The sequence below is a fragment of the Streptomyces sp. NPDC002446 genome (genome assembly GCF_053595675.1).
The window spans coordinates 54,129-74,007 of record NZ_JBSFYC010000001.1 but is presented as its reverse complement, the minus strand read 5'-3'; the positions used below and the strand labels follow the sequence as shown (position 1 = coordinate 74,007).

The following is a 19,879-nucleotide window of genomic DNA, read 5'->3' as shown; positions in this document are numbered from 1 at the left end:
ATACCGACATGCCGACCTGCCCGAGCGGCCACCAGTCGGTGGCCGAAGACTGGTGCGAGGTGTGCGGCCAGCGGATGGCGGGTGCTGTCCCCCCGCCGCCCTCCCTGCCTGCCGGCTTCCTGAACGCACCGCCGCCCGGCCAGCCGACCGGCCAGCCCGGACCGCCGCCGGGCCAGATGGCACCGCCGCCCGGCGGTCCCGGTCCCGGCCCCGGCGGCATGGCGCCCGGCGCTCCTGACATGCAGGGCGGCCAGGGCGGCTATGGCTTCCCGCCGCCCGCGCCCGGCCCGGCCCAGCCCGGCCCCGGTACGCAGGGCGGCCAGGGCGGCTACGGCTTCCCGCCGCCGGCCCCCGGCCCGGCCCAGCCCGGCCCCGGTCAGGCGCCCCAGTCCGAGCTGTGCCCGCAGTGCGGTACGCCGCGCGAGGCGATGGCGCCGTTCTGCGAGCAGTGCCGCTACAGCTTCCTCACCAACTCCCCGACGTCCTACGCCCCGGCGCCCGGCCAGCCGACCGGCCAGCAGCCGGGCCCGCCGCCCGGCGCACCCGGCCCCGGAACGCAGGGCGGCCAGGGCGGCTACGGCTTCCCGCCGCCCGCCCCCGGCCCCGGCCAGCCCGGCCCCGGCCCGCAGGACCAGCAGGGCGGCTACGGCTTCCCGCCGCCGCAGGCCCAGCAGCCGCAGCCCCCGCAGCAGCAGGACATGCCGCCCGGCTTCCCCGACCAGCCCGGACCGGGAGGCTTCCCCGACCAGCCGGGCCCCGGCGGTTTCGCCGACCAGCCCGGACCCGGCGGCTTCCCGGGTCAGCCCGGACCGGGCGGATTCCCCGGCCAGCCGGGCCCCGGCGGTTTCCCCGGCCAGCCCGGCCCGCCGCCCGGCATGCCCGGCCCCGGCCCCGCCGGCCAGCCGGGCCCGCCGCCGCAGCAGGGCGGCGACGACTGGACGCTGAACCCCCCGGGCGCCCAGGCCCCGCCGGCCCCGATGGCGCCCGCGCCGCCCGGCCCCGGCCCGCAGGCCCCGTTCGAGCAGCAGCCGCCCGCGCCGTTCCCGCCGCAGCAGCCGGGACCGTACGAGCAGCAGCCGCCGTTCGAGCAGCAGCACCCGCAGGCCCCGTTCGAGCAGCAGCCGCCGCCGCAGCAGCAGCAGGGCCCCGGCCCGGACCAGCAGTGGAACGGCGGCCCCGGCCAGGGTCCCGTGGCACCGCCGCAGGGTCCGCCGCCGGTCGTCGGCGCCGGCTGGGTGGTCGCGGTCGCGCCGGACCGCGAGTACTTCATGGCGATGATGGGGCGCAGCGGCCCGGAGGCGGCGGGGCTCAACCTGCCCGCGTACTCCCCCGAGCAGGTGCTGCCGCTCGCCAACGGCCAGGTCGCGATCGGGCGTCGCCGCAACAGCACCGGCGAGTCCCCGGACATCGACCTGGGCAGCGCACCCGAGGACCCGGGCGTCTCGCACCAGCACGCCCTGCTGGTGCAGCAGCAGGACGGCAGCTGGGCGGTGGTGGACCAGAACTCCACCAACGGCACGACGATCAACCTCGCCGAGGACCCGATCCAGCCCTATGTGCCGGTGCCGCTCCATGAGGGCGACCGGGTGCACATCGGCGCCTGGACGACGCTGACCATCCGCCGGGGCTGACCCTCGGGCCGGAGGCCGGACGACTGCGGGGCGTGACCAACCGGTCACGCCCCGCTCGCCGTTGGTGCGGCCGCCCGCCGCGGAGCCGCCCGCGGGACGTCGTACGACCGAAGTCCTCATCCGGGGCATCTGCCACCATGGAGCGGTGAACAAGATTCCGCGCGGCACGCTTCAGGAGCAGACCTTCTACGAGCAGGTCGGCGGCGAGGAGACCTTCCGCCGCCTGGTGCACCGCTTCTACCAGGGAGTCGCCGAGGACCCGCTGCTGCGGCCGATGTACCCGGAGGAGGACCTGGGTCCGGCCGAGGAGCGCCTTGCGCTCTTCCTCATGCAGTACTGGGGCGGCCCCCGCACGTACAGCGACGGCCGCGGCCACCCCCGGCTGCGGATGCGGCACGCCCCGTTCACCGTCGACCGGGCCGCGCACGACGCCTGGCTGCGGCACATGCGGGACGCCGTGGACTCCCTCGGTCTCTCCGGGGAACACGAGACGCAGCTGTGGAACTACCTCACGTATGCGGCCGCCTCGATGATCAACACCGCGGACTGAGGAACGCGTCACACCGGTCGGCCGTCGCCACACGTCAGCGCCCCGCCCGTCACGATCCGGTCAAGCCCTCCCGTAAACCGCCTGCCGGGCGCCCCGCCCTCTGACAGCATCCGTACATCCGTTTGGTACTGACGGTGCTGTTGATGGTGCGAGCCTGGCAGGGGGGCCATGGCCGGTTTCGTCTTCCTGCGGGTGCGGGCACATCGTCTGCTGCTCGCCGCCGCACTGGTGTCGGTGCTGCTGACCGCCACGGTGCTGGCGACGCTCGCCGCCTTCTCCACCGCGGTCGGGGACGCCGGGCTCCGGGAAGCGCTGGGCGCGCGTCCCCAGGCTCCCGAGTCCGTTCGAGCAGGGGCGACCCCCGCCGCCTCCGCGGCCGCGGCACTCCAGGTGAAGGCCCAGCTGCCCGCGGACAAACGGGAGCCGGCCGACCGCGCGGTGGCCGCGGGCGCCCGACGGGCCTTCGACGGGCTGCCGTTCGCGGTGCGCACCCTGACCCGCTCCGGGCCGTACGCGCTGCCGGACGCGCTCCGGCCGCCGCAGGCCCCCAAGGGCGAACCGGAGCTCACCCACCTCGCGGCCATGGACCGCTCCCGCCTCACGCTCCGCAAAGGGAGCTGGCCCGCCGCGGGCGCGCGCGGGCCGCTGCCCGTCGCCGTGCCCGAGGCCGCGGCCGCCCGGCTCGGCATCGGGCCCGGCAGCCGGTTCACCCTCGCGGGCCGGCTGTCCGGCCCGGCCCGTCTGACCATCGAGGTCACCGGCGTCTACCGGCCCAAGGACCGCACCGACCCGTACTGGAAGCTCGACGACCTCGGTGGCCGCGGGGTGCGCACCCTCGGCTTCACGACGTACGGACCGCTGCTCACCGACCTCGCGGCGTTCCGCGGCGGACCGCTGGTGCAGGACTCGGTCGGCTGGCTCGCCACCGCCGACTTCCGCTCGCTGACCGCGGACCGGCTGGCCGCACTGCGCGCCGCCGCCGGTCCGGCCCCCAAGGCGCTGATGGCCGATCCGGCGTTCGCGGGCCGGGCCACCGCCACCACCGACCTGGCCGACGTGCTGGGGCAGTTGCAGCGGTCGCTGCTGGTGAACCGCTCGACGATCCTGATCGTCGCGCTCCAGCTGATCCTGCTGGCCGGCTATGCGCTGCTGCTGGTCGCCCGGACGCTGACCACCGAACGGGCCGGGGAGACGGCGCTGCTGCGGGCCCGTGGCGGCTCCCGGCGGCGGATCGCGGGGCTGGCCCTGGCCGAGTCGCTGCTGCTCGCGGCGCCGGCCGCGCTCGGCGCACCGCTGCTGGCCGGCACGCTGATGCGGCTGCTGGCCGGCAGTGGCGCGCTGTCCCGCATCGGGCTGCCGCTGGACACCCGGCTCACCGCCACGACCTGGCTGACCGGCATCGGCGTGGCACTGGGCTGCGCCCTCGCCATCGCCGCTCCCGCGCTGGTGCGCGGCGGGGGCGAGGGCCCGCGGCGGCGCCGGGCGCGGCAGCCGACCGGCGCCTGGGGAAAGGCGGGCGCGGACCTCGGGCTGCTGGTGCTCGCCGGTGTCGCGTACTGGCAGCTCCGGCGCCGCACGGCGGGCGGCGCCGGGGCCGACGGTGGTGTCGCCGGCGGGGCGCTGACCGGCGACACCGCCGGCCGGCTCGGCATCGATCCCGTGCTGGTGGCCGCCCCGGCGCTGGCGCTGCTCGCCGGTACGGTGCTGACGCTGCGGCTGCTGCCGCTCGCCGCCCGGATCGCCGAGCGGGGCGCGGCCGGCGGCCGGGGCCTGACCGCGGCGCTGGCCGGCTGGCAGATCAGCCGCCGCCCTTCCCCGGGTTCTCCACCCGGTTCGGGCAGGGGAGGCCTCCACCGCGGCGCGGGTCCCGTCCTGCTGCTGGTGCTGGCCGTCGCGCTGGGCATGCTGGCGATCGGCCAGCGCACCTCCTGGGACCGCTCGCAGGACGACCAGGCCGACTTCCGCGCGGGCGCGGCGGTGCGCGTACTGAGCAGCAGGACACCGCAGTTGGGCCAGGGCGGGGCGTATGCGGCGGTGCCGGGGGTGGTCGCGGCGCTGCCCGCCGGGCAGGACGTCCTGGACCTGTCGGGCGGCCGGGCCGCCTCGCTGCTCGCCCTGGACGCCCGCCGGTCGGCGGGGGCGCTGCTGCTGCGCGGCGACCTCGTGGGCGGCGGCCCGGACGACCGGGCGGGCCGGGCCGCGGACGAGGTGCTGCGCGCGGTGGCACCGAAGGACGGCGGCCCGCGCGGCCTCGGACTCCCCGCGGACACCGGCCGGTTGCGGCTGACCGTCACCCTGCGCTCCCTGAGGGCGCTGCCGGCCGGGCACGGCGCCTACGGGCACGACACCGGGCCGGTGCCGGCGGCCCTCTCCGTCATCGTCACCGACCGCTTCGGCGTCCCGTTCACCCTGCCGCTCGGCCCGGTGGCCGCGAACGGCGCGCCGCACACCCTGGACGCCGACCTCGCCGCCGCGGCCGGTGCCCCGGCGGGACGCTCGGCCGGCCCCCTGCGGCTGACCGGTCTGGTCGTCGACATGGACCAGTCACCGGTCTCCCACCGCCAGCGGCTGACCGTCACCGCGGCACGGGCCGTCACCGGCGAGGGCCGCTCGCACCCCCTCGCCGCGCCCGCCCCGCTCGCCTGGCGGGCGCAGATCAGCGACAAGAGCGCGTCCGTGGGCGAGGAGTCCGGGCCGGCGGCGGGCCGGGCCCACGTCCCCGCGGGCGGTGTGCTGTCCCAGACCTACGACACGGGCGCCCGGATGGGCACGTGGGGTGCGGCGGTGACGACGGTGCGGATCACCGCCGCGCACCCGAAGCGGCCGCCGCCGGCCGCGGTCGCCACCGAGGCGTTCTTGCGCGACACCGGTTCGAAGGCCGGCGCCACCATCGAAGTGCCGGTCAACGGGGAGCCGTTGAAGGTGCGGATCGTACGGGCGGTGCGCGCGCTGCCGGCCCCGGCGGACGGCGGTCCGGCCACCGGGCTGCTGGTCGACTTCGGCGCCGTCAACGAGGCGCTGGACGACCGTGGCGCCGCGCCGCTGACCGCCGCCGAGTGGTGGCTGCGCCCCGGTCCCGCCGCGGTCGCGAAGGCCGTCGACGCGCTGCGCTCCCGACCGGACACCGATCCGGGCCAGGTCCTGGTCCGCGACGAGATCGCCCGGCAGCTGCACGACGATCCGCTGGGGCTCGGCCCGCAGACCGCGCTGACGGCCGCGGCGGCGGTCGCGGTGGCCCTGGCGGCGGTCGGGTTCGCGGTCGGCGCCGCCGGATCGGTCCGTGAACGGGCCGGGGAGTTCGCCGTGTTGCGTGCCCTGGGGGCGCCGCGCGGGCAGCTGGCCCGGATGTTCGCCGCCGAGCAGGGCGTGCTGATCGCGTTGGCGCTGGCCGTCGGGGTGGCGCTGGGGACGGTGCTGACCCGGGCGGTGGTCCCGCTGGTCGTGCTGACCGAGAAGGGGGACCGTCCGGTGCCACCGGTGCTGGTGGAGCTGCCGGCCGGGCAGGTGGCCGCGCTGCTGGCGGCGGTCGCGGCGGTGCCGCTGCTGATCGTCGCGGCCGTCGGGCTGCGCCGCGGCGACCCGGTGCGGGCGCTGCGCGGCCAGGGAGGCGGGTGATGAGGACGATGGCCTGTCCGATGGGTCAGGGCCGGAAAGGCCCTGGGCCGCTGCGGCGCGCCCCGGGGAGTGGTGGCCGATGACCGCGCTCACCTGGACGGCCTGGCTGCGCGTGCGGCTGCGCACCTCGCGCGCGGCGGCGTCGGCGCTGGGCGCGCTGGTGCTGGTGACGGCGTTCCTCGCGGCGGCGTTCCCGCGCGGCATCGAGGCGTACGAGACCAACGGCGTGCGCCATGCGCTGGGCTCGGCGCCGCCCGAGCAGCGGACCGTGGAGATCTCGGTCTCGCCTGCCGAGGTGCCCGGCGGCGACCCGGCGGCCGGCTACGCCGCGGCCGAGGTCGCCCGCCAGGACCGCGCGGTCCGGGGGCGGTTCACCGCCCCGCTGCGGATCGCCGAGGCCGAGTCCGTCCACGGCGTACGCACCACCAAGCCGCTGGCCGCACAGGACTCCTGGCTGCCCCGGCCCGAGGGCGTCGCCCCCTCCTTCTCGCTCTACGCGGTCTCCGGCACCGGCCGGCACGCCGCGCTCACCGAGGGCCGGCTGCCGCGCGGCGCCGCCCCCGGGGCGCGCACCCTGGAGGCGGCGGTGACCGTCGCCACCGCACGGACCCTCACCCTGCACGTCGGCAGCGAACTGCATCTGCCGGGCCTGACCGTACGGATCTCGGGGCTGCTCGCCCCGCGCGCCCCGGACGGCGTCTACTGGGCCGTGGACCCGCTGATGACAGCCGCCCGCCTGGACGTGACCCCGGGGCCCCCGCCGCACAGGTTCTGGCGCGCCGGTCTGCTGCTGTCCCCGCAGGACGGTCCGGCGCTGCCGGCCACCGACGGGGAGCCGGAGAAGTTCTGGCGCTACCCGGTCGACGCGGGTGCCCTGACCGGCCGCGACGTCCCGCTGCTGCGCGACCGGCTGCTCTCCCTCGAACGCGGCACGGGGCTCGCCCGGTTGCGCGCGGTGGCGGGCGACGGCGCACTGGCCGACAGCGCCGTGGACGGCCTGCTGGGCACCTACGCCCGGACCCGGGCGGCGATCGCGCCGGTCATCGCGGTGGCCGCGTTCGGGATCGGCACCGTCGCCGCCATCGTCCTGCTGATGACCGGTGCGCTGACGGCGGCCCGCCGACGCCCGGAGCTGGACCTGCTGCGAGCTCGCGGCGCCTCACTGCCCGGGCTGACCGGGCGGCTGGCGGCGGAGACCGGGGTGGTGGCGCTGCCCGCGGCGGCGGCCGGGGGCGCACTGGCGCTGCTGCTGACGCCCGGCGAACGTGTCTGGCCCTCGCTGGCGGCGGCGGCCGCGGCCGGTCTGCTGGGCACGCTCGCCCTGCCGCTGCGGGCCGCCGCCGCCCATCACCGGCCGCATCCCGCCGCGCGCGCCGACCTGGTGGGTGCCCGCCCCTCCCGGCGCCGTACGGTCGCCGAACTGACGGTGCTGGTACTGGCTGCCGCCGCGGTGGCGGCGCTGCGCCGCCGCGGCATGGCGGCCGACGGCGGGGTGGACGCCCTGGTCAGCGCCGCCCCGGTGCTCATCGGCGGGATCGCCGCACTGCTGCTGATGCGGCTCCATCCGCTCCCGCTGCGGCTGGCCGCCCGGCCCGCCGCCCGCCGCTCCGGACTGACCGGCTTTCTCGCGCTGGCCCGCGCGGGCCGCGCCCCGGCCGCCGCCGGACTGCCGCTGCTCGCGCTGCTGGTGGCGCTGACCACCGCGTCCTTCGGCGGCTCGGTGCTCGCCGGGGTCGACGCGGCCCGCGACCGTGCGGCGCTGACCGCGGTCGGTGCCGAGGCCCGGGTCGTCGCCGACCGGCCCCTGCCCCAAGAGCTCCAGCGGGCCGTCGCCACGGTGCCGGGCGTCGAGGACGCCGTGCCGATACGGACCGCCGCGCTGCCCGCCGACGACGGCGGGCCGCCGCTCTACCTGGTCATCGCCGACGCCGAGGCGTACTCCCGGCTCGCCCGCGCCACCGGCCTGGGCGCCTTCTTAGCCCGGGAGCTGGCCGACCCCGGCGGCGACCGGCCGCTGCCGGCGCTCGTCTCCCCCCGCGTCCTGACCCGCTTCGGACGCGCCCCGATGGCGCTGCAGCCGGAGTTCGGCCAACTCGTCGTCCGTCCCACGGCGGTACGCGCCGACACCCCGGCCCAGCCCGGCGGCGACTTCGTCCTGGTCAACGCCGAGAGCGTGGCCCGCCTGCACCCGGACACCTATGCCGACCCCGCCAACGGGCCCACCGCGGTGCTGCTGTCCGGCCGCTCGCTGAACACCGACGCGCTGCGCACCGCCGTCCGCGCCCATGCCCCGGCGTCGCTGTCCGCCCGGCTGGTCCTGCGCTCCGCGGAGCGCGCAAAGCTCGCCGATCCGCCCCTCCAACAGGGCGCGGAGCGCCTCTACACCGCCGCCGTCGCGGCCGGCGCCGGGTTCGCGCTGCTGACCCTGCTGCTCTCCCTCCTCCAGGCCGCCCCGCAGCGCGGCCGGCTCCTGGCCCGGCTGCGCACGATGGGCCTCGCCCCGGCGCAGGGCCGGCGCCTGATGGTCCTCGAAGCGCTGCCGGCGGCGCTGCTCGCCGCGCTGGGCGGCGCGCTGTCCGGCGCGGCCACGACCGGCCTGCTGCGCCCCGGCATCGACCTCACCCCGCTCGCCCTGCCGGGCTCCCCGGGCGACGGCGCGGGCGGCACCGTACGACTGCAATCCGATCCCGCGTCCCTGCTGCTGCCGTCGGCGGGCGTGGTCGTGCTGGCGCTGGCGGTGGTGCTGGCCCAGGCCTGGCTAAGCGAACGGCGGCGCGAGGGGACCCGGTTGAGAGTGGAGGATGATGCCGTATGACCACACCGTCCGACGGCCGGCCGGCCGGGCCCGTGAGCCTGGCCGAGCTGGAGCGGCGCGCGGCGGCCCGGAGCGGCCGCCCCGCCTACGGGCACGACGCGCTGATCGCCTGCGACCGGCTGGTGCGGGTCTTCACCACCGACGGCGTCGAGGTACAGGCCCTCCAGGGGCTCGATCTGCTGGTCGCCGAGGGCGAGTTGATGGCGCTGGTGGGCGCGTCCGGCAGCGGCAAGTCCACGCTCATGAACATCCTGGCCGGTCTGGACGTGCCGACCGCGGGCGCCGCCCGGGTCGCCGGCCGCGATCTGCTGACGATGGACGCCCGGGCCCGGCTCGGCTACCGCCGTGAGGTCGTCGGCTTCGTCTGGCAGCAGACCGCCCGCAACCTCCTGCCGTATCTGACCGCGCTGCAGAACGTCATGCTGCCGATGCAGCTGAGCGGCGCCCGGCGCCGGGCGGCCCGGACGAAGGCGGCCGAGCGGCTGCTGTCGATGCTCTCCCTGGACCACTGCCGCGACCGCCGGCCGCACCAGCTCTCCGGCGGCGAACAGCAGCGCACCGCCATCGCGGTGGCGCTGGCCAACTCCCCGTCCGTCCTGCTGGCCGACGAGCCGACCGGAGAGCTGGACTCGCACACCGCCGAGCAGGTCTTCACGGCCTTCCGCACCGCCAACGAGGAGCTGGGCACCACGATCGTGATCGTCACCCATGACCAGGCGGTGGCGGACGAGGTACGGCGCACGGTCGCGATCCGCGACGGCCGTACGTCGTCGGAGGTGCTGCGGCGCACCGAACGGGACGCCGCGACGGGCCGGGAGTCCCTGGTCGCGCGCGAGTACGCGATGCTCGACCGGGCGGGCCGGCTCCAGCTGCCGGCCGAGTACACCAGCAGCCTGGGCATGGCGCAGCGCGTCCTGCTGGAGCTGGAGAGCGACCACATCGGCGTGTGGCCGGACCGGACGGCGGACGGGGACGGGGATGGGGATGCGGACGGAGCCGGGGATGAGGTTGAGGGGGCCCCGGGCTCGTAGCACGCGGGCCGGGAGGCCCTTCGCGGCGCCGGACCGGCCCGGCCTCAGACCGACCCGGCCTCAGACCGGCGTGACCGTGAGCCCCGTCAGGCCCGTGAGCCCGGCCGGTCCCCCGGTCCGTACGGCGATCGATCCGTAGGGGGTGCTCAGCCGCAGCCAGCCGCCCGCGGAGAGCAGACTCAGCCGGCCGGCCGCGGGGGCCGGGGCCTGCGCGCCGGTGTCGGTGCCGGCGCCGCTGCCCGCGGTCAGCGCCCCGGCCCGCGCCGGACGCAGAAAGCCCAGCGACTGGGCGGCGTGCGCGGCACGCAGCGGGAGGTGGGTGTCGCCGAGGGTGCGCGACCAGATCTCCCGGCCGATGCGGTCCCGCTCGGCGCGGGTGCGGTGCTGCGGCGGCAGGGCCTCGTCGCGGGCGCGGAACTCGGCGACCGCGGCAGCCACCGCCCGCACCAGCGCCTCGGGCTCCGGCAGGCCCGGCACCCGCTGCCAGCCGCCGCGCGGCGGCAGCAGCCCGGTCCACGGCGGGCCCGTGACGGCGGCGGGCACGGTCAGCGCGCCGGACTCCTCGATGCCTTCGAGGAGTTCACCGGCCGAGACCGTGGTGTCCAGCGTGGCGTCCCCGGCGAGCCGGGCGGTGCGGATCGCCAGCACCTCGAAGGACGGCGGGCGGCCGAAGACGGCGAGCACCCCGCCGCCCGCCTGCAGCCGTACCGCGGCGGCGCGGTCGTAGTGGATCAGCCGGGCGAGGAAGGCGGCGAGATCCGCCGCCTCCCCGGCATCGGCCAGCTGCAGCGCCGTCATACCGCTGCGGTTCCCTCCTGATACGACTGCTGCGCGGCGTCGTCCAGATACTCCTTGAGGATCGTCTTCTCCTCCGCGGTGAGGCGGCGCGGGCGCTGCTCGGCGAAGTCGAACGGGACGACGACGGTCGAGGCCCGCACATAGAGCGTGTCCTCGTCCTTGACCTCGTAGCCGACCGTCAGCGACGCGGCGCTGACCTTCGTCACCCACAGCTCGACGGTCACCGGGGCGTGCCGGTGCACCAGCGGCCGGACGTAGTCGATCTCGTGCCGGGCGACGACCGAGCCGCCCGTGAACGACGGACTGCCGCCCCCCGGCGCCAGCCGGCGCATGAAGTCGATCCGCGCCTCTTCGAGGTAGCGGACGAACACCGCGTTGTTGACATGGCCGAACGCGTCCATGTCCGACCAGCGCAGGGGGCAGGAGTAGAGGTGGCGCACGGCGGTCAGCCCCGGGTGAGCTTCTTGTACGTGGCGCGGTGCGGGCGGGCGGCTTCCGCGCCCAGCCGCTCGATCTTGTTCTTCTCGTACGACTCGAAGTTGCCCTCGAACCAGAACCACTTGGAGTCGCCCTCGTACGCCAGGATGTGGGTGGCGACGCGGTCGAGGAACCAGCGGTCGTGGGAGACGACCACGGCGCAGCCGGGGAACTCCAGCAGCGCGTTCTCCAGCGAGGAGAGCGTCTCGACATCGAGGTCGTTGGTCGGCTCGTCGAGGAGGAGCAGGTTGCCGCCCTGCTTGAGGGTGAGCGCGAGGTTCAGGCGGTTGCGCTCACCGCCGGAGAGCACACCCGCCGGCTTCTGCTGGTCCGGGCCCTTGAAGCCGAACGCGGAGACATACGCCCGCGAGGGCATCTCGACCTGGCCGACGTTGATGTAGTCCAGCTCGTCGGAGACCACGGCCCACAGGGTCTTCTTGGGGTCGATGTTCTCGCGGCTCTGGTCGACGTAGGAGATCTTGACGGTCTCGCCGACCTTGATGTCACCGGAGTCCGGGGTCTCCAGACCCTGGAGCATCTTGAACAGCGTGGTCTTGCCGGCGCCGTTCGGGCCGATGACGCCCACGATGCCGTTGCGCGGCAGCGTGAAGCTCAGGTCCTCGATCAGGACCTTCTCGCCGAAGGCCTTGTTGAGCTTGTCGACCTCGACGACGACGTTGCCCAGGCGCGGGCCCGGCGGGATCTGGATCTCCTCGAAGTCCAGCTTCCGCATCTTGTCGGCCTCGGCGGCCATCTCCTCGTAACGCGCCAGACGGGCCTTGGACTTGGCCTGCCGCCCCTTGGCGTTGGAGCGCACCCACTCCAGCTCGTCCTTCAGACGCTTCGCACGCTTGGCGTCCTTCTGGCCCTCGACCTTGAGACGGGTCTGCTTGGTCTCCAGGTACTTGGAGTAGTTGCCCTCGTAGCCGTGCGCACGGCCGCGGTCGAGCTCCATGATCCAGCCGGCGACGTTGTCGAGGAAGTACCGGTCGTGGGTGACGGCGACGACGGTGCCGGGGTACTTGGCGAGGTGCTGCTCCAGCCACTGGACGGACTCGGCGTCCAGGTGGTTGGTGGGCTCGTCGAGCAGCAGCAGGTCGGGGGCCTCCAGCAGCAGCTTGCACAGCGCGACGCGGCGGCGCTCACCTCCGGAGAGGTTGGTGACCGGCCAGTCGCCGGGCGGGCAGCCGAGCGCGTCCATGGCCTGCTCCAGCTGGGTGTCCAGGTCCCACGCGCCCGCGTGGTCGAGGTCCTCCTGGAGCTTGCCCATCTCCTCCATGAGCGCGTCGGAGTAGTCGGTGGCCATCAGCTCGGCGACCTCGTTGAAGCGCTTGAGCTTGCCCATGACCTCCTTGGCGCCCTCCTGGACGTTCTCCAGGACCGTCTTGGACTCGTCCAGCGGCGGCTCCTGGAGGAGCATGCCCACGGTGTAGCCGGGGGAGAGGAAGGCGTCACCGTTCGACGGCTGCTCAAGACCGGCCATGATCTTCAGCACCGTGGACTTTCCGGCGCCGTTGGGACCCACGACACCGATCTTCGCGCCCGGCAGGAAGCTCAGCGTCACGTCATCAAGGATGACCTTGTCGCCGTGCGCCTTGCGCGCCTTGCGCATCGTGTAGATGTACTCAGCCAAGAGAAACCGTCCGGCAGATTGGATCGAAAAGGGTCTGTGTGCGGCACCGCCCGGGGCCTTCGCGCGACGCGGCCGAGGGAGGGCAGATACACCCCATCTTGCCGTACGTCCATCCCGGGAAGGAAACGGGTGCCAGCCGGCGGACGGCGAACGTCATGCCGGCGGCCCCGGAGCTGGACAACGCTCCGGGGCCGCGGGATGTTCCTCGACCACCGCCCGGTCACCGTACGGTCGCCGACTGTTACGGGACGGGATGCCGGTGTGACGGGCGGGTGCCGGTGTTACTGAGCCGGGCTGCCGGTCTTCTTCTTACGGAGGAAGAACACCGCGGCGCCGCCGACCACGACCAGGACGACCGCGACGCCCGCGATCATCGGGGTGGCGCTGCTGGAGCCGGTCTCGGCGAGGTCGGTGCCGTTGCCGCCGGCGGTGCTGCCGCCGACCGAGGCCGGGCTGGGCTGGCTGGAGGGCTTGCCGCCGCCGCTGCCGGCGGTCTTGCAGTCCAGGACGCCCGTGAAGGTCTTCTTGAAGCCGCCCGCGCCCTTGATGGTGATCTCGTACGGCTGGTCCTCGGCCACCGGCACGGTCACGGTCTGCGACTTGCCGGGTGCGACCTCGTACGACTTGCCGGACAGCTGGAAGCCGAACGCCTCATCGCCCTTGTTGGTCGCCGTGACGTCCACGCCGCCCTTGGCGCAGTTCTTCTCGGCGGTGATCGCCGGGATGGCGCCCTGCTTCTTCCAGGAGACCGTGGCGGCCGCGGAGACCGTGGACTCGCTGGAGCCGGCCAGGATCTGGGTCTGGCTCTTGGCGTGCTCGCCGATGCCGGTGAAGGCCCGGCCGACCGGGACCTTGGTGGCGGCCTGGGCGGTCAGCGAGGTGCTGCCGTCCGCGGCGCCCTTGGGCACGTCGAAGAACAGCTGGGTGCCGTCCGCGGCGCTGGTGACCGGCTTGCCGTCCTTGCCGACGACCTTGACACCGGCCGGCACGTCGGCGGCCGGGGAGATCGTGACGCTGTCGGCGTTGGTGTGCACGGTGACCGGGCCGAGCTTGCTGCCGGACTTGCCGGAGACGGCCGGCGGGTCCAGCGTCAGCGAGGCCTTGGGCTCGGCGACGCTCTGCGCGTTCTTCTCGAGGAAGTCGGCGAGCTTCTCGGCCGCCGGGTCGACCGCGTCCACCTTGACGTGGTCGGAGAAGCGCCAGATCGCGACCTGGGTGCCGGCCGCGGCGGTCTTCTCGGTGAGGTTCCCGGCACCGGCCTTGGCGGCGAGCGCGGCCAGGTCGTTCACCTGCGGGTAGGAGTTCTGCAGGATCCAGCGGATCTTGCCGGCGTCCCCGTTGTTGTGCAGCGACGAGGCGCTCCAGGGCACTTCCTGGTACTTCGCCTGCTGCTGCGTCGGGTTGTGGATGTCGATGCAGTACGTCTGGAGGGTGCCGCCGTTGTCGACCGACATCTCGAAGAGCCCGGCGCCCACGCGCTGGTCCCCGCCGTCGCTGTGCACGACCGCCTGGTCGAAGGTCTTCAGCCCACCGAGCGTGGCGGTGGCACCCCCGTGCGCCGGGGTCGCCTCGTCCGCCACGGCGGTCCCCGCGGTGGCTATCGCGCCGGCCGCGACCAGGCCAGAGGCCACGACCGCGGCGGCAAGGCGGGCTGCGCCCCGCCCCTTCATCGAAAGCATGAATTTCCCCTCTGGGCGAGGCGGTCGGGTGGGGAGGTGCCTCGCCGGAAAGATCCCAAAGAACTCAACAGCCGAACGTCAGCCCCCGTGGGCCCCCGTGAGTACTCGTCGGATCTTATGGAGCGGGCGCATCAGGGTCCCCAGTAATGGCATCTCATAAGCGATCCGAATCGTAATCGTTACCGACAACGAGCATCCTGACCTGCCATTATCGATAAATCCCCGGGGCTTTTCAGGGCACTGACACCTTCTCGGGCGAATTGCCCGCAGCCGACGCCGCCGATGCGGCGCCTATCGCCAACGGGGTTAGTGACGAGAGCTGTTGGGCGTGCCGGGGATCCGGCTGCGGCTCCGGTTGCTCCGAGGTCTCCGGGAGCGGTTGCTGCTGCGCGTGCTGCACCGGACGGGGCTGCGGTTCCGCTCCCGGCTGTGGGTCCGCTCCCAGCTGCGGTTCCTGTCCCAGCTGTGGTTGCCGATGCGCGAGCTTCTCCGGCTCGGGTCGCGGGTGCTCCTCCCGCTGCTGTCGTGGTCGCGCCTGCCCAACGGCGGCCCCGCCCACGTCCTTGACGTCGGCGGCCCCGCCCGCGTCCTTAACGTCGGCGGCCCCGCCCGCGTCCTTGACGTCCGCTCCCGTCCGCGGCGGGTCCCCGCCCGTCCGCGCCGCCCGCACGACCCTCCGGAACGCCGCCGTACCGCGCGAGAGATCGTGCCCGATCGCGACGGCGTCGACCTCGGCCGAGAACCAGCGCTGCCCGCCCCGCTCTGCGGGCTGCTCCCCTTCCCGCAGCCGCAACCGCCCCTGCACCACGAGCGGTTCGCCCACCGCCACCGACGCGGCGACATTGTCGGCGAGGCCACGCCACGACCGGACCGTATAGAAGCTCGTCTCCCCGTCCGTCCAGCGCTCCTGCGCCTTGTCCCACCGCCGGGACGTCGCCGCCAGCCGGAACCTCGCCACATTCACGCCCGCCGTCGTCTGCCGGTGCTCCACCGCCGTCGCGGCATTGCCCACCAGCGTCACCATCGTGTCGTTCACGGAACACGCCTCCCCCGCGTCCTGTGCGCTCGCCCTGTGTCGCTCGCGCTGCGTTGATCTCATGCTGCACGGATTCGGCGAGGCCCGCGGCGGCCTGTGGACGGGTGGCCGAGTGTGGATAACTCGGCCACCCGGAAGAGTGGGTCCGGCACCCGACGTGGCGTCAGGCGGGCCCCGCGTCGGGTCAGGCGACGCCCGGCATGCGCTCAGGCGCCCGATGCCACCGCGTACTGCTCCCGCACCTCCCGGTAGCGCAGCAGCTCGGCGGCGACCGGCTCCAGCACCCGGGCCCGCCCGCACCCGGCCGCCGCACTCCGCAGCCGCCGCTCGGCGTCCTGCCCGTAACGCCGGGCGGGTCCGCGCGCCACCACCCGGCACAGCCACGTCAGGGCGGGTCCGCCCAGCGAGCCGATCACCGCGGGCAGCAGCCCGGAGAGCCAGGCAGTCGCTCCGCCCACACCGGTGAGCACCGCCAACAGCCACAGCACCCCCAGGACTTGGAGCGTGGACAGCAGCCCCTGCAGGGCGCCGGCCACCGTCCACCACCGAGGCCGCACGGCCGGCCCGCCCCGCAGCGACTCCTCGGCATCGGCGGCCACCTTGTCCAGCGCCTCCGGCAGCCCGTACGCGCCCCGGTCCGCCGCCTCGCGCACCGCCTGCGCCCAGGGCGCCGGCAACCCGTGCGCCGCCTCACCGGCCACGGCCCGTACGGCCTGCTCCACCACGGGCCGCGCGGCCGCCCGGCCGTCCCCCGTCACCCCACCTGCGCCACCGGCCACCGCCCCCGCATACGGGCCGGTCCCCTCCGGCCCACAGGCCCCCGCGGTCCCCTTCGGACCACGGCCCGACTCCGCCCCGTCCGTACGGTCCGTGCCGTCCGTCTTGCCCGTCCTCCCCCTCCAGCCCCGCATCCGCGCCCACGGCGACCCGCAGGCACGCTCCGCGTACCGCAGCCAATCGCGTTCCGCCGCGCGCCCGGTGGCCACCGCCCCCACCGCCTCGGCCAACCGGTCGTCGAACTCCTCCCGGGCCCGCTCCGTCAGCCCGATCTGGCTCTGCGCCACGTACACCGCCCGCAACCGCTCGGCCGCCGCGTCCACGTCCGCCGCCAGCCGCCGGTCGGCCGCCCCCTGTTCCGCGACGAACTGGGCGAGCGCCTCCCGTAGTTCCGCCACGCCCTTGCCGGTCGCGGCCGACAGGGCGAGCACCGCCGCCCCGGGCTCCCCGTGCTCGCCGAGCGCGAGCCCGTCCTCGTCGAGCAGCCGGCGCAGATCGTCGACCACCTGGTCCGCGGCGTCCCCGGGCAGCCGGTCCACCTGGTTGAGGACGACGAACATGACCTCGGCGTAGCCCGCGAGCGGCCGCAGATACCGCTCGTGCAGCACCGCGTCCGCGTACTTCTCCGGGTCCACCACCCAGATCACCGCGTCCACCAGCTCCAGCATCCGGTCCACCTGGGCACGGTGCTCGGTGGCCGAGGAGTCATGGTCGGGCAGATCGACCAGGATGAGTCCGCCCAGTTCGGAGCTGCCGTCGGCGGGCGCGTGGCGACGGTGCGCGGGTACGCCCAGCCGGTGCAGGAGTCCCTCCGCGCCCGGTCTGCCGCCGGGCCACACACAGGCCACCGGCTCCGCGGTCGTCGGGCGCCGCGGCCCGACCTGCGAACGGTTCGCCCCGGCCAGCGCGTTGAACAGCGACGACTTGCCGCTGCCGGTGGCCCCGGCGATGGCGACGACGGTGTGCTCGCCGGACAGCCGGCGCCGCTCGTCCGCGACCTCCAGCATCCGCCCCGCCGCCGCCAACGTCCGCCCGTCCAGCCGCGTCCGCGACAGCGCGATCAGCTCCCGCAACGCCTCCAGCCGCCCCCGCAGCCCGCCCCCGGCGGCCCGCGGCCCCCCGTCGGCGACCCACCGGTACCCGCTCCCGCCCTCCAGGTGCGAAGGCCCACCGTCCAGGTGCGAAGGCCCGCCCGACACGTCACCCGGCATGTCGCGCGATGCCGATACGGCGCATGCTCCGGCGCGCGAATCGGCGTGTGCGCCACCGTACGAGGGCGAACGCGCTCCGGTACGCGATGTGCCACGCGAGTCGGCAGGCCTTCCGGCACGCGTGCCGGAGGGGATTCCGCCAGGTGGCTCGGCGCATGAACCGATAGGCGAACCGATACCTGGGCCGGTGAGTGAAGCGTCTCGCGAGTCCGCGCGGGCCCCGACGCACGGCACGGCCTGCGACGCGACGCACGACGCGGCCCGCGAACCGCCATGCGAGACGACGTGTGATGCGGCCTGCGACTCGACGCATGACTCACCACCCGCTTCCTTACCGCCTGCCGCACCGTCCTCCGCGGCCCCAGCAGGCGACGACTCCAGCCTCGCCCCGTCCGTCCCCCGCCGCGCGCCCGGCCCGGACCCACCGCCGGTCCGCGCCCTCCGCGCGATCAGCCCGTCATCCCAAGCCCCACCACCGGCTGCCCCTTCCCCTCTCACCACCTCCCCTCTCACTTCTGCCCCTTCACACCCTTCCGCACCTTCGGCACCTTCGGCGCCGGCTACCTCCGCGCCGCCCTCCCCTCCCCTCGCCCGCTCCCCGATCCCCGGACTCGCCCCGGTACCCGTCACCGTCGATCCGCTCACCCCGACACCTCCTCCTTCGCCAACTCCGACCGCACACCGGCCCCCGGCACCGCCCACGCCTGCCCCGCCCTCGACTCCCGTCCCGTCTGCCGCTCCTTCTCCCTGCGCAGTACGGACAGCGCGGCGATCAGCTCGGCCTGTTGTTCCGGCGGGACGGTCAGCCGGTCCAACGGGGCCAGCCGCCGCTCGCGCTCACCGTCCAGAGCACGCTCCAGATACGTGGTCAGCAGCCGCCCGCCCCGCTCGCAGAGCCGTAGCGCGGTCTGCGCCCCCAGCAGGTCGGCGAGGTTCTCGCCCGCCGCGGAGGCGCGCCGGCCGCCGAGCAACGCGGTGGCCAGGAGGACGGCCGATTCCTCCGGCTCCACCGAGCCGGCCCGCTCACCGGCCTGTCCGCCACGCGCCTCACGGGTCTCTTCCTCAGCCAGCTCCTCCAGGCACCGCCGCCAGCGCCGGACGATCACTCCCAGCCGTCCGCCCGCGCCCGTCGCGCCCGCGGCCGCGGTCAGCGAGACCTCCGCCGCCGCGGGATCGCGCCGCCAGGCATCCGCGGCCCGCTCGTCCGCCTCCTCGACGGCGCAGGTCAGCAGCGAGGTGAGGCCGTGGGTGAGCGCGTCGAGCAGCTCGTCCGGCCGGCCGCCCAGCCCGTGATCACGCCAGTGGGCGCGCGCGTCCCCGGACAACACCTCACCGGCCGCGATCTCCCGCCGCACCCGCTCCGCGGCCCGCTCGTACGCCTCCTCGACCCGCCCGGCCAGCCGTAGTGCCGCGGCGTGCTGGGCGGCCGCGGCACCGGCCAGCGCGGGCAGCCGGCTGCGCAGCGAGGCGAGGACGCCGGCGGCGGTACGTTCCGCGGCGGCGGCGCGGGCGACGGGGTCCTGGGCGTGCTGCTCCAGCCAGTCGCGCAGCGCCGCGACAGCCGTGGCGGGCAGCAGCCCGCTCCCGCCGCCGGCCGACTCGGGCAGCTCGGGAATGGTGAACCGCGGCACATGGCCCAGTCCGGCGCGCTGCAGAAGTTCCGCATACCGCCCGGAGATATCGGTGGCGATCGGATGCGGCACCCGGTCCAGCACGGTCACCAGCGTGACGTCGTACTCCTTGGCCGTACGCAGCAGATGCCAGGGCACCGCGTCCGCGTAACGGGCGGCCGTGGTGACCAGCACCCACACGTCCGCCGCGCAGATCAGCTCGGCGGCCAGCTCCCGGTTGCGCGCGACCAGCGAATCGATGTCCGGCGCATCCAGCAGCGCCACCCCACTGGGCAACGCCGCATCCGCCTCGATCCGCACCATCAGCCTCCCGGCCTCCACCACCCCCCGCTCACTCCCACTACTCCCACCACCCCCACTCCCTTCCCCTCCGTACTCCCCTTCCGCTCCGTACTCCCCCTCTCCCCCGTACTCCCCTTCACCGCCGTACTCCCCTTCTCCGCCGTCGTCCTGCTCGGGCACCCACACCCGGGTCAGCTGCGGCAGCACCCGCGGCCCGGCGAACCAGTGGACGTCGTCGGGATGGCAGACCAGCACCGGCGTACGTGTCGTGGGACGCAGCACCCCGGCCTCCGAGACCCGCCGCCCCACCAGCGAGTTGACCAGGGTGGACTTGCCCGCCCCGGTCGATCCCCCGACGACCGCGAGCAGCGGGGCCTGAGGAGAGCGCAGGCGGGGAATCACATAGTCATCAAGCTGGGCGAGCAGCTCGTCCCGGTTGCGCCGGGCACGGGCCGCGCCCCTGAGTGGCAGCGGAAAGCGTGCGGCATCGACGCGGTCACGCAGAACGGACAGTGCGTCGATCAGCCGGGGTCGTACGTCCAAGGTCGCCACATGTGCAGAATGCCCAATTTCGTTGGGTTTTTGAAGCGTATACACCCTCGTGCGCGCCGCAGGAACCCCTACAGAACGGGACGAGAGACGCATGGGATAATCGCGACAAGTGAGACGCAGGCATAACGAGTGCACAACACCCGACGCGCGAGACGCCAAAA

The 19,879-nt window shown here is 75.1% G+C and carries 12 protein-coding genes; 5 read left to right on the top strand and 7 right to left on the bottom strand.

Annotation, left to right across the window (positions count from 1 at the left end; genetic code table 11):
• Positions 1-8 precede the first annotated feature (8 nt).
• The 5 genes from ACWD6P_RS00315 (at position 9) to ACWD6P_RS00295 (ending at position 9,642) form a co-directional block, all read left to right on the top strand.
• Positions 9-1,631, top strand: a complete 1,623-nt coding sequence (locus tag ACWD6P_RS00315) for an FHA domain-containing protein (protein ID WP_451441720.1) — start codon at positions 9-11, stop codon at positions 1,629-1,631.
• Positions 1,632-1,776: 145 nt separating this feature from the next.
• Positions 1,777-2,181: a globin gene (locus ACWD6P_RS00310; protein ID WP_451441719.1), complete on the top strand. Its 405-nt coding sequence runs from the start codon at positions 1,777-1,779 to the stop codon at positions 2,179-2,181.
• Positions 2,182-2,349: 168 nt separating this feature from the next.
• Positions 2,350-5,796 carry an FtsX-like permease family protein gene (locus ACWD6P_RS00305; protein WP_451441718.1) on the top strand — a complete coding sequence of 1,149 codons (3,447 nt, stop codon included), beginning with the start codon at positions 2,350-2,352 and terminating at the stop codon, positions 5,794-5,796.
• A gap of 79 nt (positions 5,797-5,875) precedes the next feature.
• On the top strand, positions 5,876-8,611 hold the full coding sequence (locus ACWD6P_RS00300) for a hypothetical protein (protein ID WP_451441717.1): 2,736 nt from the start codon (positions 5,876-5,878) through the stop codon (positions 8,609-8,611).
• Positions 8,608-9,642: an ABC transporter ATP-binding protein gene (locus tag ACWD6P_RS00295; protein WP_451441716.1), complete on the top strand. Its 1,035-nt coding sequence runs from the start codon at positions 8,608-8,610 to the stop codon at positions 9,640-9,642. Before ACWD6P_RS00300 ends, ACWD6P_RS00295 begins: the two co-directional genes overlap by 4 nt.
• A gap of 60 nt (positions 9,643-9,702) precedes the next feature.
• On the opposite strand, the gene ACWD6P_RS00290 is transcribed toward ACWD6P_RS00295, so the two are convergent.
• The 7 genes from ACWD6P_RS00290 to ACWD6P_RS00260 all read right to left on the bottom strand — a co-directional run bounded on the left by ACWD6P_RS00290 (position 9,703) and on the right by ACWD6P_RS00260 (position 19,718).
• The gene (locus tag ACWD6P_RS00290; protein ID WP_451441715.1) at positions 9,703-10,440 is read right to left on the bottom strand and encodes a hypothetical protein; all 738 of its coding nucleotides are present in this window, start codon (positions 10,438-10,440) and stop codon (positions 9,703-9,705) included.
• Positions 10,437-10,880: an acyl-CoA thioesterase gene (locus ACWD6P_RS00285; RefSeq protein WP_451441714.1), complete on the bottom strand. Its 444-nt coding sequence runs from the start codon at positions 10,878-10,880 to the stop codon at positions 10,437-10,439. Before ACWD6P_RS00285 ends, ACWD6P_RS00290 begins: the two co-directional genes overlap by 4 nt.
• Before the next feature lie 5 nt (positions 10,881-10,885).
• Positions 10,886-12,550: an energy-dependent translational throttle protein EttA gene (ettA, locus tag ACWD6P_RS00280; RefSeq protein ID WP_451441713.1), complete on the bottom strand. Its 1,665-nt coding sequence runs from the start codon at positions 12,548-12,550 to the stop codon at positions 10,886-10,888.
• A gap of 281 nt (positions 12,551-12,831) precedes the next feature.
• Positions 12,832-14,229, bottom strand: a complete 1,398-nt coding sequence (locus tag ACWD6P_RS00275) for an LAETG motif-containing sortase-dependent surface protein (protein ID WP_451441712.1) — start codon at positions 14,227-14,229, stop codon at positions 12,832-12,834.
• 232 nt (positions 14,230-14,461) lie between these two features.
• A complete protein-coding gene (locus ACWD6P_RS00270; protein WP_451441711.1) occupies positions 14,462-15,265 on the bottom strand; it encodes a single-stranded DNA-binding protein in 804 nt (267 codons plus the stop codon).
• 206 nt (positions 15,266-15,471) lie between these two features.
• A complete protein-coding gene (locus ACWD6P_RS00265) occupies positions 15,472-17,253 on the bottom strand; it encodes a GTPase (RefSeq protein ID WP_451441710.1) in 1,782 nt (593 codons plus the stop codon).
• A 641-nt stretch (positions 17,254-17,894) separates the two neighbouring features.
• Positions 17,895-19,718 carry a dynamin family protein gene (locus ACWD6P_RS00260; protein ID WP_451441709.1) on the bottom strand — a complete coding sequence of 608 codons (1,824 nt, stop codon included), beginning with the start codon at positions 19,716-19,718 and terminating at the stop codon, positions 17,895-17,897.
• Positions 19,719-19,879: the final 161 nt, after the last annotated feature.